Genomic DNA, 305 nt, shown 5'->3' with positions numbered 1-305 from the left:
AGCTGCAGACGTTTGTGTATGACTGTGAAAATCGGTTGGTGCGGGCTGAGACGTTGGTGAATGGCAGGCTGGAGAGTACCGGTGCGTATCGGTATGACAGCCTGGGGCGACGGGTTGGCAAGGTTTCAGAGGTCAACGGCAAGACCGAGCAGAAGCACTTTTTGTGGCAAGGTCTGCGGATGCTGCGCGAAGAGCGACCGGGGCAGAGCAGTTTGTACCTGTATGAACCGGGGAGTTATGCGCCGTTGGCGCGTGTCGACCAGGCGGAAGGTGAGGAGCGGAAGCTTTACTACTTCCACACTGAT

At 57.4% G+C, this 305-nt stretch carries 1 pseudogene; it reads left to right on the top strand.

Annotated elements, in window-relative coordinates:
• Positions 1-305 (top strand): annotated as a pseudogene (locus tag NQL71_RS29770) (RHS repeat domain-containing protein); the annotation flags it as partial.

Origin of the sequence: Pseudomonas serbica (genome assembly GCF_028823535.1) — a bacterium.
Taxonomy (GTDB): domain Bacteria; phylum Pseudomonadota; class Gammaproteobacteria; order Pseudomonadales; family Pseudomonadaceae; genus Aquipseudomonas; species Aquipseudomonas serbica.
This window is presented reverse-complemented; position numbering and strand designations above follow the sequence as displayed.